Here is a 26,735-nt window from a genome sequence, read left to right on the forward strand (position 1 = left end):
GCCGGTATGGCGTCAGGCTTCGACCTGACGCTTAAACAATTCGCGGAACACGGGGAAAATTTCCTCCGCTGAGCGAATGTTTTGCATTGCAAAGTTGTCATGGCTTTGCGCCAACGCCTCATATTCACGCCACAGTGTTTGATGCGCGCGGCGGGTGATTTCGATATAGGCGTAATAACGGCTGACCGGCAACAGAGTGTTTTGCAGTAGTTCTCGGCAACCGGGTGAGTCATCGGCCCAATTATCGCCATCCGAGGCTTGTGCCGCATAGATGTTCCATTCTGTCGGGTCATACCTATCTTTGATGATTTCATCCATCAGACGTAGGGCACTGGATACAATGGTGCCGCCGGTCTCCTGTGAGTAAAAAAACTCGTGCTCATCGACTTCTTTCGCCTGCGTGTGGTGGCGAATAAAGACCACCTCCACGTTTTTATAGGTGCGTGTAAGGAAAAGATAAAGCAGGATATAAAACCGTTTCGCGATATCTTTGGTCGCTTGATCCATCGAGCCGGACACATCCATTAAGCAAAACATCACGGCTTGGCTACTTGGCTGTGGCCGCTTTTCGTAGTTTTTATACCGTAAGTCAAAGGTATCGATGAACGGAACCGCGGCGATTTTACGCTTCAATGCCGTGATTTCTTCTTCGAGTCGTTTCACTTCAAGCGGTTGTGCAGGCTCGGCCTCGCGCACGCGCTCAAGCGCCTCTTCAAGCTCTGCCAGCTCTCGGCGTTTGCCGGCTGACATCGCCGTGCGTCGTGCCAGTGAGTTTTGTAGTGAACGTACAATGGCAATATTCGAGGGCACCCCATTTGAGGTGTACCCCGCGCGATGCGTTTTGTACTCCACCATTTTATTCATTTGGTTTTTCTTCAGGTTCGGAAGCTCAAGATCCTCGAACAAGAGATCCAAATATTCGTCTTTTGATATTTGAAAGACGAACTCATCTTGACCTTCGCCATCAGGGCTGGCTTGTCCTTCTCCGGCACCGCCCCCTTCGCCACCAGGGGGACGAGCGATACGATCCCCTGGGCTAAACTGATCATTACCAGGGTGGACAGCATCACGCTGTCCCCCTTTGCCTTGGTGGAAAGTCGGTTCACGAATGTCACGAGAAGGGATAGAAATATCCTCTCCACTTTCAACATCCGTGATCGAGCGGTTGTTGACGGCGTCAGCAATGGACTCTTTAATTTGCCGCTTGTGTCGGCGTAAAAAGCGTTGTCGATTGACAGTGCTTTTATTTTTGCCATTGAGACGACGATCAATAAAATGCGCCATATCTCTCTCCCGTCATCTGCGTCAGCCCGAGGGCTACGATGATTTACGCACGCGCAAATACCACTCTGCGAGCAAGCGAACTTGCTTGCGGGTATAGCCTTTTTCCATCATACGAGCGACAAAGTCGTCGTGTTTCTTCTGCTCTTCGCTCGACGTTTTGGTATTGAAGGAAATCACTGGAAGCAAATCTTCGGTATTGGAGAACATCTTCTTCTCAATGACGGTTTTCAACTTCTCATAGCTGGTCCATGCCGGATTTTTACCCTCATTATTGGCGCGTGCACGGAGGACAAAGTTGACGATTTCGTTGCGGAAATCTTTTGGATTACTGATACCAGCGGGCTTCTCGATTTTTTCCAGTTCCGCATTGAGCGCCGAGCGGTCAAACAATTGACCTGTGTCTGGATCGCGAAACTCTTGGTCTTGAATCCAGAAATCAGCATAGGTGACATAGCGGTCAAAAATATTTTGCCCGTACTCTGAGTAGGACTCGAGATACGCGGTTTGAATTTCTTTGCCGATAAACTCGATATATTTGGGGATCAAGTAGCCTTTGAGGTGCTCAAGATAGCGTTCAGCGATCTCTTGCGGAAACTGCTCACGTTCAATTTGCTGTTCCAGCACATAAAAAAGATGTACGGGGTTTGCGGCGACTTCTGCGTGGTCAAAGTTAAAGACTCGCGACAAGATCTTGAACGCAAAGCGTGTCGAGAGCCCGTCCATCCCTTCATCGACCCCAGCAAAATCGCGATACTCCTGATAGGACTTGGCTTTGGGATCCGTATCTTTCAAGGTTTCGCCATCATACACGCGCATTTTTGAATAAATGCTAGAGTTTTCAGGATCTTTTAGCCGTGAAAGCACAGAGAAGCGTGCCAATATATCCAGTGTGCTGGGTGAGCAAGGTGCATGGCGTAGCTCACTGGAAGACAGCAGCTTATTGTAGATTCGAATTTCGTCTGACACGCGCAAGCAATAGGGCACTTTGACGATATAGACACGGTCGAGGAAGGCTTCGTTGTTTTTGTTGTTGCGGAATGATTGCCACTCGGACTCGTTTGAGTGTGCGAGAATGATGCCATCAAATGGCAGAGCCGATAGGCCTTCTGTCCCGTTATAGTTGCCTTCTTGGGTGGCGGTCAATAACGGGTGGAGCACCTTTATAGGCGCCTTGAACATTTCGACGAACTCCATCATCCCTTGGTTGGCGCGACACAGCGCACCAGAGTAGGAGTAGGCATCAGGATCGTCTTGTGAATAGTGTTCAAGCTGACGGATATCAACTTTACCCACCAGTGAAGAAATATCTTGGTTGTTTTCATCCCCAGGTTCTGTTTTGGCCACCCCGACTTGGTTGAGAATCGATGGGCGCAGTTTCACCACTTTAAACTGGCTAATGTCCCCACCAAACTCTTTCAACCGCTTCGCCGCCCAAGGTGACATAATATGGCGAATATAACGATGGGGAATATCGTACTCTTTCTCGAGTAGATGGCCGTCTTCTTCGGCATCAAACAGACAAAATGGGTGATCGTTCACTGGACTACGTTCGCCGTTCGCCGTCAGCACGTAGATAGGCATTTGCTGCATCAAGCTTTTCAGTTTTTCAGCCAAGGACGACTTACCGCCCCCGACCGGGCCCAGTAAATAGAGAATTTGTTTACGCTCTTCCAACCCTTGGGCGGCGTGCTTGAGGTAAGAGACGATTTGCTCAATCGAGTCTTCCATGCCATAAAAGTCTTCAAAGGTTTTATAGCGGGAAATCACTCGGTTGGAAAAAATACGGCTGAGTCGAGGATCAAGCGAGGTATCAATCTTTTCAGGTTCGCCAATTGCCATCAGCAAACGCTCTGCCGCGTTGGCATACGCGCCGCGATCCTCTCGGCAAAGATCCAAGAATTCCTGAAGGCTCATTTCCTCGTCTTTCGCTTCTTCGTAACGCTGACGATAGTGATCGAAAATAGTCATGGTCCTGCCCCCTAAATCGTCTAATAACTCAAAAAGAAAAGGTGCAAAATTGGCTGAATGGTCCCTTTCCTTTTAATAAGGTTAGACCTGATTTGCCGATTTTGCGTGAAAGAATTGTTTGTTTTTTCGATAATTTTTGTTGCCGTATCCGTACACTTGTCTTGTCAATATATTGACAGCTGGCGTTCAAGCGAGTGAGGTATGCTAACGGTGATAGTTTTACCCGTTAGGGCGATTAGGCTGACGGTTGCCAGCCGTCAAACAAGAAGGGAATAGATGATGAACATAGCGAGAGAAACGGCTTGGGTCGCTTGCGCCTTTATGCTAGCCACCGGCAGTGCTTACGCGGAGACGCGTGTTTCTGCTGGTGTGATAGGCGCATTTTCACCTCAGGTCTATAAAGACACGGATACCGACCCGCTTGTGGTCCCCACGGTCAATGTTGATACCGACCATTTTTATTTTCGCGGGCTGACGGCAGGTGCAAGGCTAGCCCCGAAAGATTCAACACACAATCTTGTTTTATCAGCGACCTATGATCCACGCCGTTTTGACCCCGCCGATACCGATGATCCGCAACTGAGCCAGCTCGACAAACGTGATACGTCGATTGTGGCGGCGTTAGCTTATCAGTACCACTCGCCGATAGGTCGTTTCCAGGTGCTGGCTGGGGAAGGCGTCACGCATGACAGAGACGGGGTGTATGGCGAAGTAAGCTGGAAATATGGCTTTAACCACGCTCGTTGGGGCGTATCACCGGAAGTGGGTTACTCCTATAACAGCCATGAGCTCAATCAGCACTTGTATGGGATCAGCGAAGACGAAGCGGCACGGTCGGGGTTATCTGCTTATGAGCCGGGTTCGGCTGGCCATTATTTTATTGGTGCCAGTGGTTATTTTATGCTGACCGAGCGTATTCAGCTAATGGGTGGTGTGCGCTACACCAATTTGGATGATGATATTGCCGATAGCCCAATGGTGGATCAATCTACCGCCGCGTCGGGTTACTTGGGGGTAAACTACATTTTTATGTAGTTTTACCCATTTAAACAGGCCGCTTGGGTGTAAAGCGGCCTGTGACGCGCGCTTAGCTTGAGTAGCGCTCATCCATTAACCGGGTTGCTAACGTGTAGCTTTGTCCTGGATGGACAACTTGTGTGGGCTGCTCAATCGCCGCTTCAACACAGACAAATTTAAGGTATCCGTTATCGTCCATATCCGCCATCTGAATGGACGCCGCTTGGCCTGGATTCCAGACGACGGCGCTGGTTGCCCCTTGGTTGTTGACCTTGAGACGGCGGTTTCCCACTGGATCGGTTAAGGTGAGGGTGTCGTTAGCCCCCGTATAAATCCTATCAACTGGCTCCTCGAAGGTCACTTTCCCCGTCGCTGGCACGGCGTTGCCTGCCGCAAAGTTATCAAGATACTGACAACCGAGCCCTTCCACGTTGGCTTGCTCGCTGTCTTCTACCGCAAGGTAGCTGTGCAAGGCGCCACCCATGGTCCAAGGGTGTTGGTCTGTATTGGTCACGGTTAGGGCGATGTCGGCGTGATGAGTGAGCGTAAAGGTCACTGTCGCCTGAAAACAATGTGGCCATAGTGCTCGCGAAGCGTCTGAGTCGGATAACTGCAGTTGAATGGTGACGCCTTTCGCTGTTTCTTCAATGTTCGCTAACTGCCACATTTGACGACGAGCAAAGCCATGAGAAGGTTGCCCGGTGTGACCAAACCATGGCCAGCAAATGGGTACACCACCTCGTAAGGGGGTGTTGGCATCATAGATAGCGTTATCACTCATCCAAGTCAGTGACTTTTCACCTGCAGGAGCAAACGTGATGAGGTGTCCGCCGAATAGGCTAATAGTGGCTGAACACGCAGGGTGAGTAACACGAAGAATCGGAACGGACTGGCGATAGCACAGATCGACAGATGCAGAAAGTTGACGCTCAACATGCAGAGTGGGAGAAGTCATAGCCTGATCCTCTTGGGTAAGTGTTCCTTAATCAGTTATCGAAGACACGTTCACAGAAAGCGCGGTCCCGAGTCATGGGGCCTGATAAACAAAAGGCGGCCAATGGCCGCCTTTACGTTGGATAGGGTTACATGCGCATTACTTAGCGATGTGTGCAACCAGATCCAATACTTTGTTTGAGTAGCCGATTTCGTTGTCGTACCAAGAAACCACTTTCACGAAGTTGTCGGTCAGTGCGATACCTGCTTTGGCATCAAATACTGATGTTTGTACTTCGCCGATGAAGTCTTGAGAAACTACGGCATCTTCGGTGTAACCTAGAACACCTTTCAGCTCACCTTCAGACGCTTCTTTCATCGCCGCACAGATTTGGTCGTAAGACGCTGCTTTGTCAAGGTTTACAGTCAGGTCAACAACAGACACGTTGGCAGTTGGTACGCGGAACGCCATACCAGTCAGTTTGCCGTCTAGTACTGGCAATACTTTACCAACCGCTTTTGCAGCACCGGTTGAAGATGGGATGATGTTCTGAGAAGCACCACGGCCGCCGCGCCAGTCTTTCGCAGACGGACCATCAACGGTTTTTTGCGTCGCAGTAGTGGCGTGAACGGTGGTCATCAGGCCAGATACGATACCGAACTTGTCGTTCAGTACTTTCGCGACAGGTGCTAGGCAGTTGGTGGTGCAAGAAGCGTTAGAAACGATGTCTTGACCCGCGTAGTCGTTGTGGTTAACACCCATAACGAACATTGGCGTCGCATCTTTAGATGGGCCGGTTAGAACCACTTTCTTCGCACCCGCTTGGATGTGTTGACGCGCGGTTTCGTCAGTTAGGAAGATACCGGTTGCTTCAGCAACAACGTCAACACCCACTTCATCCCACTTAAGGTCTGCTGGGTTGCGCTCTGCAGTGACGCGTACGGTTTTACCGTTAACGATAAGGTTACCACCTTCTACTTCAACTGTGCCGTTGAAGCGACCGTGGGTTGAATCGTACTTCAGCATGTAAGCCATGTACTCAACGTCGATAAGATCGTTGATTGCTACTACGTCGATGTCGTTACGCTCGACAGATGCACGGAATACGAAACGGCCGATACGGCCAAAACCGTTAATACCTACTTTGATAGTCATTATGTTGCTCCACAACTTAATTTCTAGTGAGATGAAACTGGTAGTAAAATTACAGAATAGGACCCCGCCATGCAAGGGTAATCGCAGCCAAAATTGTTTAAAGTCAAAAAAAAGTACGGATTTTTTTTACATCGCCTAAACATTTGACGCCCTTGCGGCCATGTCTGTATGCGCTTTAACCGCGAGCGATTAACGCATCGGCTGCAGACACGGAGCGACTGCTGGTAATTGTTAGCGTAGAAGTAGAACCGCGATCGTGAAAGTTAAACTGGTATGACAAGCGATAGTCGGGAACAAAGGCGGCCTCATCCGTGCAGCATGCGGGTACAAGGGCTGCACGGAAGTGGTGAGGCTAGCTGTCTACGAGGATGCTTGAGTCTCTTTGTCGATTGCTTGTAGCAAGGTTGCTTCGAACTCACCGTCTTCGATGGCGGCGGCGATCTCGAACGCCAGACGTTGTAGCGATTTTTGCTGCTGCTCTGTCAATGGATAGAGCCGAGCGAGGCGATCACCGCGCGCAATCGGAAGATTGTAACTTTCCCCCACTTTTGCCCACAAGTAAGCATGTTCAAAGCGTTTTAGCGCATGATTAGTGGTCGCCAGTGACTTAATTGCTTCTGGGATCACCTCTTTGCGAACCGTGTCATTCTCACCGTCATAAAGCGACAATGCATGGAGTAGGATCTCTACCGTTTTCGCTTTGTTGCGTGACACATAATAGGTGGCAAGTCCGAGCTGCAATTGTGGCGTTTCGAGGTGGCGTGTTCCCTCTAGCTTTAAAAACTGTGGTAACGCACTGTTATCGCCTTGAGACCAGCGATAGTAAATCACGGGCGGTTGGTAAGATTCTTTCAGTTCGTTCTCTAGTCGCTCAATGGCGTCGTAAGCATGATATACCGCCTCGGTACGCTTAGTTTTGCGCTGTTTTAAGGTGGTGGGCTCAATTTCTGCCACCAGTTCCATGCAGCGCAGGTAGACTTTGGTTTGTTTAAGCTCGGCCAGCTTGTTCATATCGGTGGGGTTTTGATAGACAGATAAGCGATCGAAAATCAAATCAGAGCGCTCAAATCGGCATTGCCCATCACCGGTGTTCAGTCCTGCACATAGCTCTGGGTGGGTTTCGCAGACTTGATTCGTGGTCGGTTCACCTTCACAGCCGGCGAGTAGCAGTAAACTCGCAATCAGACCCAATGGGTAAAAACAACGCGTGAGTAATCGTAAATCCATGGTTTATCGTATCCTGAGTCAGTTGCGATGAGTATACGTGATCTTTGAGTGTAGTTGATGGTCTAAAGCGTGATAAAGCGCACTGAACCAAGCATGCCGTCCACCCACCAAGTTCAGGCATAATAGTCTAATGAGGATCGCCAAGAGGTAATCATGGATATTGAACAAGTGTTAAAGGCAATGACGCCTGAAGTATATGATCGGTTGTGCTATGCCGTGGAGACGGGCAAATGGCCAGACGGTACCAGCTTAAACCAAGCGCAACGTGACCAGGCCTTGCAAGCCGTTATGTTGTATCAATCACGTCACAACAGCCAGCCCCAACACATGACCGTCGCGAAAGGGGGCAATGTGACGTGGAAATCGAAAGCGGAACTGAAGCGTGAATTCGCTCGTCCAGACGAAGCTCGAATTGAGGTTACGACTCAGGACAGTCACACAAAGCACTAGCGATCAGCGATCACGGCGATGGCCGCATCTATCATTGAATCGGCCATTAGCATGCTGATACCTAGATTGTCGCTAGGCTAATCGGGCTGGCGAAAAACGGCGTTAATTGATGATTTTCTTCCTGCGCATAGGCATCGAACAAAGGGTGTTGGTCGAGGGCTAAGAGGTAATCACTCAGTGCGGCGAATCGGTCGTCCAGCACCAATCCTGCCATTTTTGCGCAACGAAACAGACTCCACACACTGATACTCGCCATCGTCACTGTCTGGGTGGGCATTGCCTTTACCTGCTCACCTAAATATTGGCAGCATGCGGGTAATGTTTGCAGGGCTTGGTTCACCGCTTGGTGATCCACCGTTTTGTCTAAAATATGCCCGCGTACTACCCGCTGATAAAACAAGGTATCTGTGATTAAGGGATCAAGCTGATAGCGACAAAACCATTCAATCCAGCGAATCTCGGCGCGATGGGTGGGGTTACCGGGATAAAGCAGCGGATCAGGATAGGCATCATCTAGGTAGGCCGTAATCACTGTGTCTTGGTAAATGGTATGTGATGCTTCGGCGAGCGCGACCACCGTTTGCATCGGTGGGTGATGAATGACACGTTCATGCGCCTCAAAGGGCGAGGTAGGCGCGAGTTGATAGGTGAGATGTTTCAATCTCAATGCGAGTGCGATCTTCCTTGTATGCGGCGACAATGAGTCACCATGTAATACCCTCATTTTGCGCTCCTTTGAGTGGCAACCAATATAAAATGATTGGCTCTGTCTATACGTTAGCAAATAAAAACGCCGGCAACCTTGCCGGCGTCACACACTGAGTGATTTGCTTGGATAGCAACGCATCAGTAATAGCTGAGTTCACCGCGGAGATCTTTTTGTACAAAGGTACGTAGGGTCTCAAACGGCAAGGACTGACTAAGCAGGAAATGAAGCTTAGCCAACGCCGCTTCTGGCGTCATGTCGTAGCCGCTCAATACGCCAGCGTCAGCCAATGCACAGCCTGTGGCATAACCGCCCATATTCACGCGTCCCGCCAAACACTGGGTCAAGTTAAGCACCAAGACGCCACGATCGGTGGCTTGTTTGAGCAAGTCCAGAAGTTCGGGCTGCTGGGGCGCATTGCCCACCCCAAAGGTTAACAAAATCATGGCATTGACCGGCTGCTTGAGTGCGTTTTTCACCACATCGGGAGAGATGCCGGGGTACATCATGATCACCGCAACCGGTTGATCATTGATGGTATGCACTTTAAACGGGCCGACGGATGGCTGGTTAAGCTTATCTGCTTTTACCTCGATATGAATGCCGGCTTCAAGCAGCGCGGGTAGGTTGGGCGAGGTAAAGGCATTAAAGCCATCGGCATGGGACTTGGTACTGCGATTGCCACGTAATAACTGGTTATTGAAAAACAAGGTCACTTCATTGACCGGATAATTGGCCGCAATATGAAGTGCATTTAATAGATTGGCTTGCCCGTCTGAGCGTAACTCTGCGATCGGAATTTGCGAGCCGGTCACGATCACTGGCTTTTCTAGGTTTTCAAGCATGAACGACAGGGCTGACGCGGTGTAAGCCATGGTGTCGGTACCATGTAAGATCACAAAGCCATCGTACTGATGATAATTCTCGCCAATATCGTCCGCAATCCGTTGCCAATCCGTTGGCGTCATATCCGATGAATCAATGAGTGGTTCGTACTCATGAATAGTAAAAAGCGGCATTTCTGGACGATGGAATTCGGGCATTTTCTCCAATTGTTGTTGAAGAAAACCTGACACAGGGACATACCCATGATCGGATTTTTGCATACCGATCGTGCCGCCTGTGTAAGCGATATAAATGTGTTTACGTTCCATCATGTCAAATCTGCATTAAATGAGCGTGGGCACAGTATACATGTAACGATTACATCGATAACACCGAGCGGCACACAGAATAGAAGAAAAACAGGAAAAAGCCCTGACTGTATGGTCAGGGCTAGTCGATTTTATTGGTACTGACAGTTCAAGCAGAATAAGTAACGCCCTTGCGGGTCGTTAAATTTTTCCAACAAGGTCAATGACTGCCACTGTGGTGACGACGCCAGTTGTTGCGCTATCGATGGCATGTTCGCCTGGACCGTCTTGCCAAGCACACTCGCACTTTGTCCGAGCATGTCATTAATAAACTGCTCGAAGGGTGTGAGTGGCTGTTGCATCCAATCGAGCTGGTAGCTCTCAATGCCAGCGAGTTCGGCAGCGGTTGATACCGCATCGTCAAAGTCACCCAACTTATCCACTAAGCCGAGATTCAATGCGTCTTGTCCCGTCCAGACGCGGCCTTGCGCGACCTGATCGGCTTGTTCCATCGACATGTTACGGTGGTTACTGACAACGGAGAGGAAGCGGTGATAGCCGTGCTCGATGCCGAGTTGCATGATTTCTCCTACCTCATCAGGGAGCGCGCGAGTCAGCCCCACTCCGGCAAACGGGGTGGTGCCCACACCATCCGACTGGATACCCAAATCATCTAGCGTGTTCTCAAAGGTGGTGAATAGGCTAAAAATACCAATTGAACCAGTGATCGTCGTCGGTTGGGCAATGATTTGGTCGGCACTGGCCGATAACCAATATCCACCGGAAGCGGCGACGCTTGACATGGAAACCACCACGGGTTTGCCTGCCTCACGCAATGCATCCACCTCATTACGAATGACTTCAGAGGCGAAAGCGCTACCTCCAGGGCTATCAACACGTAGCACCACGGCTTTAACACTGTTGTCTAGACGCGCATCGCGAAGCAAGGCTGCGGTGGTATCCCCCCCCACCGTACCCGGGCGTTGTTGCCCGTCCATGATGGGGCCGCTGGCGACGACGACGGCAATGTTATTGTTACCTGGCAAGCTAAACCCATTTTGTATCTTCGGCAGGTAATCGTAATAACCTGTGTATTCAAAGCTGTCTTTGCCATCGCTCCCGAACGTCTCGGCGAGATAGCGACGGATTTGCTGGCGCGTCATTAATTTATCGACGATTCCCACGTCTTTAGATAACGCGGCGAAGTCACCTTCGAAACGGCGTAATCGCGTGAGGAGTTGCTCAGCGCTGGGAGACAGCATATCGGCTTGGATACCGCGGTTCTCCGCGACATCGCGCACATAAGCATCCCACAGCTGAGATAGCCAGGCTTGATTCGCCTCGCGGGCGGGATCAGACATGTTGTTGCGCGTGTAAGGCTCAACAAACGATTTATACGTCCCCACACGGAACACATGGGTAGAGACATCCAATTTATCGAGTAAGTCTTTCCAGTAAAGGTTGTAGCTGCCATAGCCTTGCAGCATCACCATGCCATCAGGTGACATCAACACTTCATCGGCATAGCTCGCCAAATAGTACTGGCTTTGGCTATAGGTGCCGCCGATGGCAATCACGGGTTTGCCACTCTCTTTAAACGTATTGATGGCTTTGGCGATATACCTCAGCTTGGTCAAGCTGGTGGACGGCATGTCGCCTAGGCTGAGTACAATCCCATTGATCTGCTCGTCGGTGGCGGCATGGCGTATGGTGTCGACAATGTCAAACAACACATTTTCACTTTCAACCGGCTGGCCGAGCGCGTTGCGCGACAGCGTATCAATTGGGCTAAGCCGTTGACGCTGTTCAACAATCGGGCCATCAATATTCAGTAAAAGCGCGCGTGGCTCGGGATCAGACTGTGCCACCTTCACGGACTCTGCCTCTTTTTTGGGCGTTAGGGGTGTTTCTGAGGTGAGCGCAAAGTAGATGGCAACAATCACGCCTATGAAAAGGACGTTTAACAAAAGCTGCCGCGCGAAACTGAGCGCACGCCACAGCCATTTAAAAAGGGATGCAATAAAGCGGAACAGTTTTTTCATACTTGAGTCCATCGGTGCATGTCGCTGATATCCTAGCTGATCAGAGCCCAGAGCGATAGGTGCTAGCGATTGTCGATATACGCTAATACTGGGTGAAAGTCCTACCTAGATCATAAATCGCGACACCATGTTGCTAACTTGTAAACGAATGTTTGAAATCACGTATCTGTCAGCGCTATAGTCTGGTCAGACCACAAACAATAAGTGAGCAAGCAATGAAACAGCACCCTTATCCCCACATGCTAGCCCCACTCGACCTTGGGTTTACCACCCTAAAAAATCGGGTCCTAATGGGCTCTATGCATACTGGGCTTGAAGAAGCAAACGATGGTTTTAAAAAGCTAGCGGCCTTCTACGCCGAGCGTGCGAAAGGCGATGTAGGGTTGATTGTCACAGGTGGCTTCTCGCCCAATTTTCGCGGTCGCTTGACCCCATTTAGCGCGCAATTTAGCTCCGGACGCGCGGCACGTGCACATCGTGCCATCACTGAAGCGGTCCATGCCAATGGCGGGAAAATTGCGCTTCAGCTTCTGCATGCGGGGCGTTATGCCTTTCATCCTTTCGCGCAAAGTGCGTCAGCCATTCGCGCACCTATCAGTAAATTCACCCCGTTTGAAATGAGTGAGCGGGCGATTTGGCGCACGATTAAAGCCTTTGGTCGCAGTGCCGCGCTCGCCCGAGAAGCGGGCTATGATGGCGTCGAGATCATGGGATCGGAAGGATACCTCATTAACCAATTTTTCTGTCACCGCGCTAATCGTCGGTATGACCAGTGGGGCGGGGCGGTTGAAAATCGAATGCGCTTTGCCGTTGAAGTGATGCGTGCGGTCCGTCAGGCTGCTGGCGACGACTTTATCGTGATATTCCGCCTATCGATGCTGGACTTGGTCGAGCAAGGCAATACCTTCGAGGATGTGGTTGCCTTAGCCAAAGGCCTTGAACAAGCGGGCGTGACCATTATCAATACGGGGATCGGTTGGCATGAAGCGCGCGTGCCCACCATTGCCACCCAGGTACCACGTGGTGCGTTTAGCTGGGTGACCGAAAAACTTAAAGGTGAAGTGTCGGTGCCCCTAGTCACTTGTAACCGCATTAATACACCGGAGGTCGCCGAATCGATTTTGGCGAGCGGGCAGGCGGATATGGTATCGATGGCACGACCCTTTTTGGCCGATGCGGAGTTTGTTGCCAAAGCTAAGGCGGGACAGCCGGATGACATCAATACCTGTATTGCTTGTAACCAAGCCTGCTTAGATCACGTGTTCAAAGGAAAACGGGCAAGCTGCCTGGTGAACCCGAAAGCCTGTTACGAAACGGAACTAGTGGCGACGCCTGTTCGGCAAGTGAAACGAGTAGCGGTGATTGGGGGAGGCATGGCGGGGATTAGCTGTGCCACCGAAGCGGCTGAGCGGGGTCATGACGTGACCTTATTCGAAAAGTCGGATCGTCTAGGCGGGCAATTTAATTTGGCGATGGCCATTCCAGGAAAAGAAGAGTTTAAAGAAACCATTCGCTATTACCTTCGAAGGCTAGAAAAAGCGGGGGTGACGGTGACACTCAATCAGTCTGTGGATGTGGACGCCTTGCGCGAATTCGACGACATTGTTATCGCAACAGGCGTCAAACCGCGCCGCCCCGCGATTGAAGGTATCGACCATCCAAAAGTGATTGATTACCAAGCGTTTATTCGCGAGAAGCCAGCCCTTGGCAGCCATGTTGCCATCATTGGTGCGGGAGGCATTGGGGTCGATGTTGCCACCATGATCACCGAGCCCAGCGATCAAAGCTTGGATGATTGGCTTAAAGAGTGGGGCATTGATAAAACCATAAGCCACGAAGGCGGCTTGTATCCTGGCCATGATACCCATAGCGATAAGCAGGTGTGGGTGCTACAGCGTCGCGAGGGACGTGTTGGCAAAGGGCCGGGCAAAACCACTGGCTGGATCCATCGTAAAACCTTGCAAAAACGGGGTGTGAATCTTGTAGGAGGGGTGACCTATCACAAAATTGATGATGAGGGGCTGCACGTCAGTATCAAAGACGAGGCGCACTTGATTCCTGCCACTGAGATCATCTTGTGTGCAGGGCAAGAGTCCGTTAACCAGCTCTCTGAGCAGTTGGATGAGGCGAAGGTGTCTTACCATTTGATTGGCGGCGCAGAGCATGCGGGCGAATTGGACGCGAAACGCGCGATTCGCCAAGGGATTGAAACGGCGTTGGCACTCTAAATCCATACACATTGCACGATTTTATCTGTTCACAGCTGTGTTAATCTATTGTAACCGAGTTATACATGGCCGTTTAACGGCAAAAAGGATGAATCATGGACGCACTTGAAATGCTCTTACAGCGTCGCTCGATACCGCGTCTTGCCGCGCCTGCACCGAGCGGTGACGTGCTTGAAAACATCATTCAAGCAGGACTGCGCGCCCCTGACCACGGCGCGTTGACGCCATGGCAATTTGTGATCTGTGAAGGTGAGGGGCTCACCCGGCTTTCCACCATTCTTGCCGACGCCGCACAAACCAATGGCGCGGATGAGGCGGCGATTGAGAAAGCGCGTAATGCCCCGTTTCGAGCGCCTATGGTGGTCGCAGTGATTGCCCGTACGCGTCCGCACGATAAAGTTCCTACCATTGAGCAACATATCTCGGCGGGATGTGCCACGCAAGCGATGCAAATGGCCGCTGTCGCGCAGGGCTTTCAAGGGTTTTGGCGCACTGGCGCCTTTGCTTATCACCCTGCTGTGCGCGACGCGCTGTCGGTAGAAGGTGACGATCAGATTGTGGGCTTTTTATACTTAGGAACGCCAGATTGCGCCCCAGCCAATGCCCCAAAGCGCGATGCCAGCAAGTATGTCACTTATCTCTGAGTGAATACCCATCGCGCTCACCTCGAAAAACCTGTGCATATGTACAGGTTTTTTATTGCGCCCTGATCGGCCTTTGCATACCATGCGCTCAGCGACGGTTAAAAAGGCTTTGTCATGGCACGATTGTTTATAGCGGAAAAACCCAGTCTCGGACGCGCAATTGCGGCTGGATTACCCAAACCGCACAAAAATCACAAAGGTTACATCGAGACCGCTCAAGGCGACGTGGTGACCTGGTGTATTGGCCATTTACTGGAGCAGGTTGAGCCGGATGCGTATGACAGCCGCTATAAAAAGTGGGATCTGGCTGATCTGCCTATTGTGCCTGAAAAATGGCAGCTCCGTCCTCGTCAAGCCGCCGCGGCGCAACTGGCTATTGTTAAAAAGCTGATCAAGCAGTTTGACCAACTGGTGCACGCGGGCGATCCCGATCGAGAAGGGCAGCTGTTGGTTGATGAAGTGATTGATTACGCCAAGGTCAGTGCTAACAAAAAAGCTAACATTAAGCGCCTTTTAATCAGTGACTTAAACCTTTCTGCGGTGAAGAAAGCCCTCGCGCAACTGCAAGACAACAAAGCCTACATGCCACTGTCCGTATCTGCCTTAGCGCGCTCACGGGCCGACTGGTTGTATGGGATGAATTTGTCTCGTGCGTATACCTTGTTAGGGAAACAGGCCGGCTACCAAGGCGTGTTATCAGTCGGACGTGTGCAAACGCCAGTGTTAGGGCTGGTGGTGCGCCGTGATCAGGCGATAGACAGCTTTGTGCCACACCCATTTTTTCAACTGGATGCGATCATTGCTCATCCAGAGGGAGAGATACGGGCACGTTGGCAGCCCAGTGAGGCATGTGCAAAGTGGCAAGATGAACAGGGACGCGTCCTGTCTCGTCCCTTGGCAGAAAATGTCGCACAACGCATCGCAGGACAAACCGCGACCGTCACTGAAGCGGAGCGTCAACAACGCAAACAGACCGCGCCGTTGCCGTACAATTTGTCGGCATTACAAATTGACGCTTCAAAGCGGTTTGGTTTTAGTGCGCAAAAAGCACTGGATGTGTGCCAACAGCTTTACGAACGCCACAAACTGATCACTTACCCGCGCTCAGACTGTCGTTATTTGCCCAAAGGCCACTTCGCCGAGGCAAATAAGATACTCGGTGCCATTAAGCAAGGCTGTGAGGCGCTTAGCCAGGCGTGTGATGAGGCTGATCCTCAGCGTAAAGGTAAGGCATGGAACGACAGTAAAGTAGGCGCTCACCATGCGATCATCCCCACGGCGAAAGTCGCGCCGACAAGCTTGTCAGCCGATGAAGCAAAGATTTATCAGCTCATCGCATGCCAATACGTGATGCAGTTTTACCCTGCTGCCGAATACGCGGAAGGCAAGCTCATATTTGATATCGCAGGCGGCTGTTTTATCGCCAAAGGGAAGGTGCTGACGTTAGCAGGCTGGCGTGCTTTGTTGCCGACTCGACAAACGGCTGACAGTGACGCCGCCCCCTTGCCGCTGATGAATAAAGGCGATCAAGAACGCTGTGAACGCGGTGAGATTAAAGATTGCATGACAGAGCCGCCTGCGGCGTTTACGGAATCGACCCTGCTGCAAGCGATGACAGGCATTGGTCGCTATGTACAAAACAAAGCCCTGAAAGAGATATTGCGTGAGACTGACGGCTTAGGCACCGAAGCAACCCGTGCGGGTATCATTGAGTTATTGGTGAAACGTGGGTTATTAACGCGGCAAGGAAAAACGTTACACGCCAGCGCCAGTGGTAAAGGGCTTATCGCCGCACTGCCAGACAGTGCCACGTATCCGGATATGACGGCGGATTGGGAGCGGCAACTGCAAGATATGGCGGATCGTCAGTGTGGATATCATCCTTTTATGCAAGGATTAACGGCACAAGTGACAGGCTTAATTGAAACCGTGAAAACATCGCCACCGCCGGCCTCGTTAAGCGACTTGCCTGCCGCCCCCTCTAAATCTTTCACGCGTAAAGGGCGGCGTACGTCCGGCTACCGAAAGCGAACAACGAAAGCAAAGCCGGCTGCTAATCAAAAGTCAACGGCGACATCAACGCGTGCCACAAAACGCACACGCAAAGCCACGAGATAGCCTCATGCAGCGGCATATTGCGTAGCCGGTGAGCAAGTGTCGCGCCTGGTCATGCGGCCACCTGACACACAGGCCGGGCGTTAGAACGCATAGGCGGCGATGCAGCCGATCAAGGTCATCACAAATAAGAAGGTTTTTAGCACCTTGGGGTTGGCGGAAATGGCAAAGCGTACCGCAACCCGTGCCCCTAGCATGGCGCCCAATGCCAATATTAATCCGGGAACCCAACGCACCAGGTCATCGGCAATAAACACCACTAAGGATAACGTCGTAAAAGCGAGCGTACAGGCCAGCTTGAGCGCATTGCCACGCACTAAGTCGTAGTGCAGTGTGCCGCACAGCGCTGCCAGTAGTACAAATCCTACCCCGGCTTGCACGAAGCCGCCATAGAAGCCAGCCAGTAAGAGACCCAACCAAGCCATGGGCGTATCTTTCACGCGTTTTGTCGGTGTTCCCTCTGGGGGGCCAAAGGTCGCGGGTTTAATCAGCATCACCAGCGTCATGGTCAGTAAGGTACCAAGCAACAAGGGTTTCACCCAGCTGGTCGGGAGCCAAGCGGCGGCTAATGCACCGCAAAGGCCACCGAGTAAATTGGGGATCAAAACGGGGATAATGTCTTGTGTCTCTAGCTTATTGTGTTGGCGAAAGCCTGACATGCCAGATACACACTGTAACCAAACCGCTACACGATTGGTGGCGTTAGCAACATCAGCCGGCATGCCCATCACCATCAACGCGGGTAAGGTTAAGTTCGAGCCGCCGCCCGCCAACGTATTAATAATCCCTGCGACCAGTCCTAAGCTGACCAGTAGCAGACCATACTCGATGGTCATTGCCATGCACACTCCTTGTTTTGCATCGCTGCGTTGGTGTGGTTACCTTGAGTGAAAGGGGTAACCGCTTGATAGAAAAGCCCCATCAAGCATACTGTTTATGCGCAATGTTGTGAAACCTAATAGTAATACTGGCGAAACTATTCACGCCCTTTATAATCACGTGCTACACCTGAAGTTTGGTTATTTTCGCCCTATTAGTCGTGCGAAATAAGGTTATATCACGTCATGCAGCAAGCTGTTCCATCCGCGCTTGATAAAGTCGCGCGCCGCTCCGCGCGAGTGGGGTTTGTTTATAATGTGCTTATCTCCATCATGGTCTTTGCTTTCTCTGTGGTCTCGGTGGAGTTTTGGCTTTACCAGCAAGCGCATGACCAAGAGGTGAAAGAAGTGCAGCGTGCGCTATTGGCCTATCGCTCTCGTATTGAGCTGAAAGTGACGCAGAATTTGGATTTAAGCCACGGGCTTGCCACCTACATCAGCCTTAATCCGGATTTGGACCAAGAGGATTTTTCTCAGTTTGCGGGCCAGCTTCAAGACAAAACCCCCTATATTCTTAATTTTGGTGCCGCGCGAAACTGGGTGATCAGCCACGTTTACCCCAACACGTTAGAAACTTCCGTATTGGGTACCCATTATCATGATATTCCCGAGCAACTAGAGAGTGTTCGTGCCGCCTATGGCTCGAGACAGCCGGTCATCTCCGGCCCTGTTGAGCTTATACAAGGCGGGACGGCGTTGATTGCCAGGCAGTCAATCGTTAACCAAAACACCGGTCTGCCTTGGGGGGTGTTATCCACGGTGTTAGATATTGATGGTTTGTTCTCCGCCAGTTTTAAGCAAGGTGAAAACTATCCTGTCCGCGCGGTATTACAAGAAAAACGCGAATCAGAATCAGTATTCACGACGGTTTATGGTGACACGTCAGTACTCAGCCAGTCGCCTGAGACGGTCACGGTCAATTTGCCCTCGGGGGATTGGCGTTTACTGGGGGTACCGCAATCGGGGTGGAAAGGGTTGCATCCTCACCCCACGGTCTGGGTTGTGGGTACGATTATTTTGCTTTTTTGGCTGGGTGGCCTGTATGGCCGTTACAATGCGGGGCGCAGTTTTGCCCAATCGATCGGGCGTGTGGTGGATGATAGCTACCGCTTTAGAAGCATTTTTAAACGTCACGATGCGGCGATGATGCTCCTCGATGCGAAAACGGGCGATATTCTTGATGCCAATGACAGTGCGCAGCAGTTCTATGGCTATGACCATGCTGCTCTGACGTCGATGCAGATCAGTGATATCAATACTCAAACCGATAGTGTCCTCAGAGAAAGCCTCTCGCAGGCACAACAGCGCGCGAAAAATTGTTTTATCTTCTCACATCGGCTGAAAAGTGGTGAGGTGCGGCAAGTGGAAGTTCATTCTTCACCGATCACCATTGGCCATGCCAAGCTGCTTTTTTCTGTCATTCATGATGTGTCAGAACGTCTTGAAGTAGAGAGAAAGCTCATGCTGAATGCAAAAATATTTGAGCAGTCCAGTGAAGGGGTGCTGATTACCGATGCGGCGGGAAGGATTGTCACGGTAAATGGCGGATTTAGCGCGATTACTGGGTATAAAGAGGAAGAAGTGCTGGGTGCCACGCCAGCCATTTTGAACTCAGGGCGTCATGATCACGCGTTTTTCAGTGAGATGTGGCAACAAATCGCCGACGAAGGGCGTTGGAAAGGCGAAATATGGAACCGACGTAAAGATGGCGTGGTATATCCCCAATTGCTTTCTATTAGCGTAGTGAAAGACGAGAGCGGAGAGGCCGTTAACTATATTGGTGTCTTCTCTGACATCACTAAGCTTAAGGACTCGGAGAAAAAGTTGATTGATTTGGCCCATTATGACGCGCTGACCGGGTTACCGAATCGTCTGTTGCTAACATCCCGTGTTCGTCAAGCGATGAACATGCAGTCCGTTCAGCGCAATCAGATAGCCTTGATGTTTCTGGATCTCGACCAGTTTAAATTCGTTAATGACAGCCATGGCCATGCGGTGGGCGACGCACTATTGAAGTTGGTCAGTGAGCGCCTGCATGGTTTGCTTGATGAAGGTGACACCTTGGCACGTTTGGGGGGCGATGAGTTTGTCATTCTTCGTTTGATTCACACTGATGACACCGCGTGTATTCGCTTGTCTGAAAACGTGATCCATGCCATGAACCGTTTGTTTGTCCTCGATGGTGGCATTGATGCGCAAATCGGGGTAAGCATTGGTATTGCGCAATACCCAGACGATACGTCGAGTACCGAAGAGCTCCTCACATTCGCCGATTCGGCCATGTATCACGCCAAAAAATCGGGCCGCAACACCTATGCGTTCTATGATGATGCGTTGACCATTGATGCCAACCACAAGCTACGTTTGGCGGTGGAGTTACGCCAATGTGTGCAAAATGAAGAACTGGAGCTCTTTTACCAGCCGCAAGTGGATCTGATGACGGGGCTGATTGTGGGTGTCGAGGCATTATTGCGCTGGCATCATCCTGAGCGCGGCCTGCTGTCTCCCATTGATTTTATCGAGGTCGCCGAAGAGCGTTCAATCATTCATGATATCACGCGATGGGTGGTGGAAACCGGCTGTCGCCAACTAAAGGCTTGGCATGATGCGGGGGCGCCGATCTCCATGGCCGTGAATATTTCACCGCGTAACCTCGCGGATGTCACTTTCACACAGGTGGTGGCCGAAGCCATCGCACGCACCGGCGCCGATCCACGCTTTTTAGAGCTGGAAATAACGGAAAACACCTTGATCGAAAACCAAGCCAATGCGCTGCGTGTTCTCGAAAAATTGCGTGAGAAAGGTGTCGGGATAGCGATCGATGATTTTGGTACGGGCTACTCGTCCATGGCGTATCTAAAACGTTATCCGATCTCGAAACTAAAAATTGACCGTCACTTTATCAAAGATATTCAAAGCCAGTCTCCCGACGAAGAAGAAGTCGCGATTGTGTCAGCGATGATAGCGATGGCGGATAGTCTCGGGATCGGCGTGGTGGCAGAAGGAATAGAAACGCTACATCAACAAGCCATATTGCATGAGCTAGGCTGCACCTTTGGGCAAGGTTATTTATATCGTCGTCCAGCCCCTGCTGCCGATATTGGCGAGCTTTTGGGGGTGGATAATGATTAATATCTCACTATGCGGTTGCCGATTACGCGCGCAAGGGATAACTGGCTTAGCTCATCCTTTGATGGTCATGGCTCACAGTTTTAGGGCGCAGAAGCAGGAATGATGTCAATCGCTTGCGGTTTTTTTACCCTAAAAGAAAATCGCAAGGAGCACGATCATGACCCCTGTTTTTACTTGGCAGCGGCTCGCTATCGCGATAGCCGCTTCGCTGTCAATGACAGCCGCAGCCTCTCCCCATATCACAGTGACCACCTCAACCACACAAGCCGATAAGCCACTCAACGCAGACGCACCGGCGGTCTTTGCATTGGGAAAAACCACTTACCAAATCACGGTGGACGGTGTGGATGGCGAGTGCCAAGCGAATACACCCTCGAGCGCCAAGTTTAATACGCCGATACCGCTGGTGTGCGGCACGGCCAGCACCTTTGATCTCACCATTCGTTTTGCCGGTGACTATGGGTTTTATTATCAATCGGATACGCGCACATTACGGGTAAAACGAGAGCCGAAAAAGACGGCCTCCACCTTTAAACGGCCTTTGCCGGATGTGCAATGCCAGCAGTATCAAGGCGGGCCTGTCACTTTGCAGCTTGGCGATAGCTTTGCTGAAGGCACTCAGCTAAAAGAAGCACTCAGTGGCCAAGTGGTGCGTGTAAAGGATCACAGTGTCACGCTGACGCCGGCAGCGAACAGCGGTGGCTTGGTGCTGCTGGCCCCCGTTGACGCGCCTTCTTCTGCGTTTAGTTATCGGAATGCCAATATCTATTTTGTGATGGTAGACAGGTTTAACAATGGCGATCCGAGCAACGATCACAGTTATGGGCGTCATCAAGATGATGCACAGAACATCGGCACTTTTCATGGTGGGGATTTGCAAGGCGTGATTGATAAACTGGATTATATCCAGTCGCTCGGCACAGATGTGATCTGGCTATCCCCGATTGTCGAGCAAGTGCATGGCTTTGTCGGCGGTGGTAGCCAAGGCAGTTTTCCTTTTTATGCCTACCACGGTTATTGGTCACGTGATTTTACTCAAGTGGACAACAACTTTGGTGATGATGCCGTGCTCAAAACCCTCGTGGATGAAGCGCATCAGCGCGGCCTAAAAGTGTTCCTAGACGCTGTGGTCAACCATCCAGGTTATGCCACGCTCGCGGACTTACAGCAAGATGGGATTAACGTCGTCAATGACGCTGAGTTGCCAGAGAAATGGCAAGATTGGCAGCCCGATAAGGGGCAAAGTTGGCATGACTTTCATGAGGCCATTGACTACAAGAGCACCCACTGGCACCAATGGTGGGGCAAAGACTGGGTGCGTGCGGGGTTACCGGGTTATGATCAGCCCGGTAGCAGTGATAAAACCCTGACATTGGCCGGGCTACCGGATTTTAAAACGGAATCCGATCAGCCAGTGACGCCACCGCAATGGTTGCTAAACAACCCAGGTACCCGCGTTGAAGCGCGCGATAACTATACCGTGAGTGATTACTTACTTGAATGGCAAACCCAATGGGTAGAGCGTTTCGGTATTGATGGTTTTCGGGTGGATACGGTCAAGCATGTCGATGGCGAGGTTTGGCGAGCATTGAAATCGCAAGCTTCGGCGGCGCTAGAGACTTGGCGGCGTCAGCATGACAAAACGGGAGAGCCGTTCTGGATGATGGGAGAAGTATGGGGCCACCGTGCTTATCGCAGCCCTTACTTTGACCAAGGCTTTGATGCGTTGATTAATTTCGATTTGCAAAAGCAGATGGATAAGGGAGCGTACTGTTTGAGTGAAATGCAAGACACTTATCAAGCGTATGCAGACACCATGGCAAAAGAGGCGGATTTCATACCGGTAAGCTATATGTCTTCCCATGATACTGAGCTATTTTTCAGTCGCTTTAAAGACGCCAGCATGCAGCGTGGTGCCGCCAACGCATTGTTGCTAGCGCCCGGTGCGGTACAAGTGTTCTATGGTGATGAAGTCGGGCGTGACTTGGGCCCTTACGGGGACGATTTCCATCAAGGCACTCGTTCAGACATGATATGGCAGCGCAACGCTATGCAAGCTGACTTGCTGAACCATTGGCGTAAAGTGGGCCAGTTTAGGCAAGATCATCCGGCGATTGGTGCAGGCAAGCATCAAGCCATCCCCCAAGCGGGTGCCTATGTGTTCTCTCGTCAACTAGGCGAAGATACCGTGGTTGCGGCATTTATCGGGCGACAAGCGAAGTAACCGCCTTTAATTCGCACACACGAAAAAGCCCACCGTTCGATGAACGGTGGGCTTAAATATTGGTCGGTCTGACTGGATTTGAACCAGCGACCCCTGACACCCCATGACAGTGCGCTACCAGGCTGCGCTACAGACCGACTAAGCGCTATATTACGAATCGGCCTAGTGGGTGTCAATTGCCAAGGGGGATTGTTTTTCGGTTTTTCAACCGTTTGGCTATTAAAGCGTCAACATAGCATGGCGAAGTGACGTTTTCCTCTGCGCCTTGCTAATCACGACGACGGCTCTTCGGGATAATAAAAGCGTTTCAGTTCATGCATCACCTGCATCAGCAGTGACAACTGCGGTTTCCCCTCTGGCAGCGGGGTGTAGTGCTTATCAAACACTTTATAGTTGCCAAACTTATCCACCACAGTGGTTTTTTGCGGTTGTACCACCACGATATCTCGGCTATCGCCAGCAAGTACCCACTTGCGTGGACGGTTTTTAAGCTCGAACAAGTTGGTTCCACTGCTATACGTCTCCGCCGGAGAGCTGACCGATAGCATTGACTCCATCAATGTAGGGGCCACGTCTAGGTGGCTGCTGTAATGCGCAATTTGCTCCGCATCTTGGTTGGGCCAATGCATAATCATAGGGACTTGTAACTGATATCGGCTGTAGTTTGAGTTTGAGCCCCAGCTGTTGAGTCCGGTTTCGTTAAACTCCATTCCGTGATTGGCGGTGATCATCACCACGGTGTTGTCCAGCTGCCCTGCCTGGTCTAGGTGCTCAAGCAAGCGGCCAAGCTGCTCGTCAACGTAATGTGCGGCGTTATTATAACTGTTTTTTAGTACCAAGCTTGTCTGGGTATCGACCCCTGCCATGGCACTGTCAAGCGCCGGCTGAAAAGGCTGTGGGTAGTCCCCACCTTGCTCGTATTCATTCACCGTTGCCAATTCCAGGTAACCAAACCATGGCTTGTCGGTTTCGCGGTGCGCCAGCCAGTTGCGCATCGAGGCAACCGCGTTGGCGTCCGCCTGCCAAGCGGGTTGATCCGATTGGCTGTCGCGTTCAAGCGCTTGGCTGAAAATGCTTTGATAATAAATGGGGTTGGCAAAATGATCGCCACTAAACAATCCCCATTGATAGTCTCGCTGTTTGAGTGTTTCTATCAGTACGGGGCGCAGTCCCTCGGTACGGGCACTTTGCGCATAACTGCCAGGCAAGCCGTAGAAAAAGCCAAACAACCCCGCCATGTCATCATTGCTGCTGCTAAAGTGATTTTTAAACCACAGGTTTTGATTGGCAAACTGGTGGAGGTGAGGCATGGTTACCGGGTTTACCATGTCCGCACGCAGCCCCTCTACCATCACCATCAGTAAGTTTTTCTGATACTTGTTGGCATCCGGGGCGAACGCAAGTGGTTTGAGAGGGTAGCGGATTACTTCGCTGGTTTCCTGCCCACGTTGTTCGCGCAAACGTTGATACTCTTGCCTGTCGAGTAAGCCGTACTTTTCCATAAAGGTTTTCGCGGTCATCGGATAGGAGACCGGGAAGGTAGAGCGCTGTGCGGTGACCGGGCTGTATATGAAGGCATCCGCCCAAATATGGATAAGGTGGCTAGAGATAAAGCAAAGCGCAAAGACGGCAGCCACGGGGATACCGATACGTTTACGCGTCAGTTTACGCAGTTTGCGCCACACCCATTCAGCAATAATCAGCTCTAAGATAAAAATAGCAGGCACGGCAATAAACAAGTACTGCCAATGCGCATTCATATCGGTTTTTTCGCCACTTAACAGCAGCTCCCACACCAATGGGTTAAGGTGAAGGTGCAGGGTTTGGTAAGCGTAAATATCAAGCAGCAGCACCATCATCCCAATGGTGGCAACCAGTACGGCAAACAGCCGCATTAACCGCTGGGAGGGGATAAGAAAACTGGCCGGGAAAATAATCAGAATATAAAGCGCAAACACCAGAAAGCCAAAGTGCCCAACCCAGTTGAACACCAAGTAGCTTTGCCCTAATAGCGTTTCAGGCCATCCTGATTGGCTGATGTAGCGCGTGCCCAGCAACATAGCGGCAATGATGTTAAAAAAGCTAAACCAATGCCCCCAACTGATTAGCTGGGATACTTTGTCACGATACGATGTTCCGCTATCAACCATACAAATTTATTCTTCTCTTATTAGCGACTGCTGCTTTTTGCATTATTGCTTATCGATGGATGCCATTAATGCCTGGGCAAACTTGTCGGCAAATGCCTGGCGTTGGGCGGCAGGAATATTGTGATTAAGGATGTTAGTGGCGACATTCCCGATCACCATCAGCGATAAATCCGTAGAGGCATCGTGTTGTTCTAACACGTTGACAACATCACTGATAATACGTTCCACTTGCTCGTCGTCATATTTTGAAGTTACAGGCATAAATTCGTCTTTTCTTCTTAAAACCAAAGCAGCGTATAATAACTCACACTTTAGTCTTACTGAAAATCTTTTCAATCATGACCCTCACGCTTTCTAACGTAATATTGCATCAAATCGTTAAGCAAGATGATGATTCGCTTAACGTTCACCTTCGAGACGGCCCGTTGCCGCTCACCGAGCAGACGGAAAACCTGATGGGAGATATTCATCGGGTTTATCATGCAAAAGCAGGCAAAGGGTTTGCTTTGTTTGACACCGAGAGTGACTTCCAGCAGTGGTTAAAGGCCTATCGCGCCGACACGCTCGACTTTCAAGCGTTGTCCGAAAGAGCGGTGGAGCGCTTGCGCGCTGAATTAGCAAAATACCCTTTTGCCGACAACGGTACCCTGGTGATGGCGCACTACCGAGCGCTCGCGACGGACTATCTGTTTATCGGCGTGCTCGAGTCGAAGCACAGTTTACGTGTCACTGATGAACTGGAGGTGAATGCCACCGAGTATCTCGATGTGAGCAAGATGGATATCGCTGCGCGCATTGACTTATCGACGTGGGAGACAGATGCCGAATCAAATCGCTATCTTTCCTTTATCAAAGGCCGCGTGGGGCGCAAAGTCGCTGATTTCTTCCTCGACTTTCTGCAAGCGGAAGTGGGAATGGATAGTAAGCAGCAAAATCAGGTGCTGATGCAAGCGGTAGAAGACTACTGCGACGATGCCCGCCTCGACAAGGAAGAAAAGCATAATACCCGTAAGCAAGTGTTTGATTATTGTAATGATCAGCTCAAAGCCGGTGATGAAGTGGTGGTGAAAGAGCTGGCCGGTGAACTGCCAGCGACGCCTGACGGCACTGACTTTTATCAGTACGCTAACCAGCAAGGGTATGAACTTGAAGCGCAGTTCCCGGCTGATAGAACCACGATGCGAAAGCTCACCAAGTTTGTCGGGGCCGGCGGTGGTTTGTCGGTCAACTTTAACGCCATGCTGTTAGGAGAGCGTGTGTTTTATGATCCAGAGACAGATACGCTGACCATTAAAGGCACGCCGCCGAACTTGCGTGACCAGCTTCAGCGTCGTTTATCGAGCCGAGATGATGACTAGCGTCTAGAGCATTGACCATGGCTGGGTCAGTGTGGTCTATATGATAAAAAGCGGGACACCTGATGGTGTCCCGCTTTTTCTTTACTTCAC

19 protein-coding genes and 1 tRNA gene are annotated in these 26,735 nt (G+C 50.9%); 8 read left to right on the plus strand and 12 right to left on the minus strand.

Features of this window, described 5'->3' with window-relative positions:
* Positions 1-12 precede the first annotated feature (12 nt).
* Together EHW58_RS07250 and EHW58_RS07255 are read right to left on the minus strand one after the other, a co-directional pair.
* On the minus strand, positions 13-1,284 hold the full coding sequence (locus tag EHW58_RS07250; protein ID WP_152795676.1) for a YeaH/YhbH family protein: 1,272 nt from the start codon (positions 1,282-1,284) through the stop codon (positions 13-15).
* Positions 1,285-1,317: 33 nt separating this feature from the next.
* Complete coding sequence (locus EHW58_RS07255; protein ID WP_046075285.1) at positions 1,318-3,252, minus strand: PrkA family serine protein kinase; 1,935 nt, start codon at positions 3,250-3,252, stop codon at positions 1,318-1,320.
* A gap of 276 nt (positions 3,253-3,528) precedes the next feature.
* Here EHW58_RS07255 and EHW58_RS07260 point away from each other — a divergent pair, with 276 nt between their 5' ends.
* Positions 3,529-4,287 (plus strand): MipA/OmpV family protein, encoded by a 759-nt coding sequence (locus tag EHW58_RS07260; protein ID WP_046075286.1) that lies wholly within the window; start codon positions 3,529-3,531, stop codon positions 4,285-4,287.
* A 52-nt stretch (positions 4,288-4,339) separates the two neighbouring features.
* Here the strand turns inward: EHW58_RS07260 and EHW58_RS07265 are convergent, their stop codons facing one another.
* The 3 genes from EHW58_RS07265 to EHW58_RS07275 form a co-directional block, all read right to left on the minus strand.
* The gene (locus tag EHW58_RS07265) at positions 4,340-5,224 is read right to left on the minus strand and encodes a D-hexose-6-phosphate mutarotase (RefSeq protein ID WP_152795678.1); all 885 of its coding nucleotides are present in this window, start codon (positions 5,222-5,224) and stop codon (positions 4,340-4,342) included.
* 138 nt (positions 5,225-5,362) lie between these two features.
* A complete protein-coding gene (gene gap, locus EHW58_RS07270; protein WP_046075288.1) occupies positions 5,363-6,358 on the minus strand; it encodes a type I glyceraldehyde-3-phosphate dehydrogenase in 996 nt (331 codons plus the stop codon).
* 360 nt (positions 6,359-6,718) lie between these two features.
* Positions 6,719-7,585, minus strand: coding sequence for a DUF2989 domain-containing protein (locus tag EHW58_RS07275; protein ID WP_152795680.1), 867 nt, complete (start codon positions 7,583-7,585; stop codon positions 6,719-6,721).
* A gap of 153 nt (positions 7,586-7,738) precedes the next feature.
* Here EHW58_RS07275 and EHW58_RS07280 point away from each other — a divergent pair, with 153 nt between their 5' ends.
* Complete coding sequence (locus EHW58_RS07280) at positions 7,739-8,035, plus strand: YeaC family protein (protein WP_046075290.1); 297 nt, start codon at positions 7,739-7,741, stop codon at positions 8,033-8,035.
* A gap of 61 nt (positions 8,036-8,096) precedes the next feature.
* Here EHW58_RS07280 and EHW58_RS07285 read toward each other — a convergent pair whose 3' ends face one another.
* From EHW58_RS07285 to sppA, 3 genes are all read right to left on the minus strand, one after another.
* Entirely contained in the window at positions 8,097-8,759 is a 663-nt protein-coding gene (locus EHW58_RS07285; protein ID WP_152795682.1) for a glutathione S-transferase family protein, read from the minus strand.
* A gap of 122 nt (positions 8,760-8,881) precedes the next feature.
* Entirely contained in the window at positions 8,882-9,895 is a 1,014-nt protein-coding gene (gene ansA, locus EHW58_RS07290) for an asparaginase (protein WP_152795813.1), read from the minus strand.
* 131 nt (positions 9,896-10,026) lie between these two features.
* On the minus strand, positions 10,027-11,916 hold the full coding sequence (gene sppA / locus EHW58_RS07295) for a signal peptide peptidase SppA (protein WP_077578063.1): 1,890 nt from the start codon (positions 11,914-11,916) through the stop codon (positions 10,027-10,029).
* A 215-nt stretch (positions 11,917-12,131) separates the two neighbouring features.
* Between sppA and EHW58_RS07300 the strand changes: the two genes are divergently transcribed.
* The 3 genes from EHW58_RS07300 to EHW58_RS07310 all read left to right on the plus strand — a co-directional run bounded on the left by EHW58_RS07300 (position 12,132) and on the right by EHW58_RS07310 (position 16,906).
* The gene (locus EHW58_RS07300; protein WP_152795684.1) at positions 12,132-14,144 is read left to right on the plus strand and encodes an NADPH-dependent 2,4-dienoyl-CoA reductase; all 2,013 of its coding nucleotides are present in this window, start codon (positions 12,132-12,134) and stop codon (positions 14,142-14,144) included.
* A 95-nt stretch (positions 14,145-14,239) separates the two neighbouring features.
* Positions 14,240-14,788: an NAD(P)H nitroreductase gene (locus EHW58_RS07305; RefSeq protein WP_046075294.1), complete on the plus strand. Its 549-nt coding sequence runs from the start codon at positions 14,240-14,242 to the stop codon at positions 14,786-14,788.
* A gap of 114 nt (positions 14,789-14,902) precedes the next feature.
* Positions 14,903-16,906 carry a DNA topoisomerase III gene (locus EHW58_RS07310; RefSeq protein ID WP_152795686.1) on the plus strand — a complete coding sequence of 668 codons (2,004 nt, stop codon included), beginning with the start codon at positions 14,903-14,905 and terminating at the stop codon, positions 16,904-16,906.
* A gap of 80 nt (positions 16,907-16,986) precedes the next feature.
* On the opposite strand, the gene EHW58_RS07315 is transcribed toward EHW58_RS07310, so the two are convergent.
* Positions 16,987-17,745 carry a sulfite exporter TauE/SafE family protein gene (locus EHW58_RS07315; RefSeq protein ID WP_152795688.1) on the minus strand — a complete coding sequence of 253 codons (759 nt, stop codon included), beginning with the start codon at positions 17,743-17,745 and terminating at the stop codon, positions 16,987-16,989.
* A 222-nt stretch (positions 17,746-17,967) separates the two neighbouring features.
* Between EHW58_RS07315 and EHW58_RS07320 the strand changes: the two genes are divergently transcribed.
* Positions 17,968-20,913, plus strand: a complete 2,946-nt coding sequence (locus tag EHW58_RS07320) for an EAL domain-containing protein (RefSeq protein ID WP_152795690.1) — start codon at positions 17,968-17,970, stop codon at positions 20,911-20,913.
* A 157-nt stretch (positions 20,914-21,070) separates the two neighbouring features.
* Positions 21,071-23,137 carry an alpha-amylase gene (locus EHW58_RS07325; protein ID WP_152795692.1) on the plus strand — a complete coding sequence of 689 codons (2,067 nt, stop codon included), beginning with the start codon at positions 21,071-21,073 and terminating at the stop codon, positions 23,135-23,137.
* Between the two features lie 60 nt (positions 23,138-23,197).
* Here EHW58_RS07325 and EHW58_RS07330 read toward each other — a convergent pair.
* From EHW58_RS07330 to EHW58_RS07340, 3 genes are all read right to left on the minus strand, one after another.
* Positions 23,198-23,274: transfer RNA gene (locus tag EHW58_RS07330), tRNA-Pro, on the minus strand.
* Between the two features lie 135 nt (positions 23,275-23,409).
* Positions 23,410-25,287 carry a DUF3413 domain-containing protein gene (locus EHW58_RS07335; protein ID WP_152795694.1) on the minus strand — a complete coding sequence of 626 codons (1,878 nt, stop codon included), beginning with the start codon at positions 25,285-25,287 and terminating at the stop codon, positions 23,410-23,412.
* A gap of 42 nt (positions 25,288-25,329) precedes the next feature.
* A complete protein-coding gene (locus tag EHW58_RS07340; RefSeq protein ID WP_046075299.1) occupies positions 25,330-25,548 on the minus strand; it encodes a YejL family protein in 219 nt (72 codons plus the stop codon).
* 77 nt (positions 25,549-25,625) lie between these two features.
* Here EHW58_RS07340 and yejK point away from each other — a divergent pair, with 77 nt between their 5' ends.
* Positions 25,626-26,645 carry a nucleoid-associated protein YejK gene (yejK, locus tag EHW58_RS07345; protein WP_152795696.1) on the plus strand — a complete coding sequence of 340 codons (1,020 nt, stop codon included), beginning with the start codon at positions 25,626-25,628 and terminating at the stop codon, positions 26,643-26,645.
* Positions 26,646-26,735 lie beyond the last annotated feature (90 nt).

The organism is Salinivibrio sp. VYel1 (assembly GCF_009377945.1).
GTDB lineage: Bacteria > Pseudomonadota > Gammaproteobacteria > Enterobacterales > Vibrionaceae > Salinivibrio > Salinivibrio siamensis.